Raw genomic sequence first — 532 nt, forward strand, 5'->3', positions numbered from 1 at the left:
TTGTCGTCTTTGTCGGTTGAAGCAGCGCGTCGAGGTCGTAGGCTTCTGAAACGACGAATTGAATTTGGTTTGTAGGATTAAGTGAACTAGATCCATCTTGGTATATCGCTTCAACCTCGAAATTATCAGGTTTATTGCAATAAACTTTAACGGTTGCTTGTCCGTTATGGTCCGTTGTCGCAGTATATTTCTGATTATTTCCAGTATCGCAGGGATCAAGTCTGGCATAATGTCCGAACATGATCTCAAATTTAACCGATTTGTTGGGGCACGGCTGGTTTGACTGTGCCAATGTCAATGTCGCTGTGAGCTGGACAAACCCCGGATTACCGTCGCCGTCCGTGATCGGCACGTCCTGTCGGCCGCCTTGCAGCTGCAGTGTGTAGGTGCCATCGGACTTGGTGTCGTTATCGTTAGCCATGGTGAGTTCCTTTTCCCAAGCAACGGCCGGATTAACGCGGAGAACGCGCCCGGCGATGAGGAATGCATTAAAGAATCAACAACAAGCAATGCGTATGGAAATATACGTCAT

The 532-nt window shown here is 47.9% G+C and carries 1 protein-coding gene; it reads right to left on the reverse strand.

Annotated elements, in window-relative coordinates; genetic code table 11:
- A partial coding sequence (locus AC4FS3_RS29395) for a hypothetical protein (RefSeq protein ID WP_491023478.1) occupies nt 1–421 on the reverse strand: 421 nt, incomplete at its 3' end.
- Between the last annotated feature and the right edge of the window lie 111 nt (nt 422–532).

The sequence above is a fragment of the Pseudogemmobacter sp. TB195 genome (assembly GCF_058313095.1).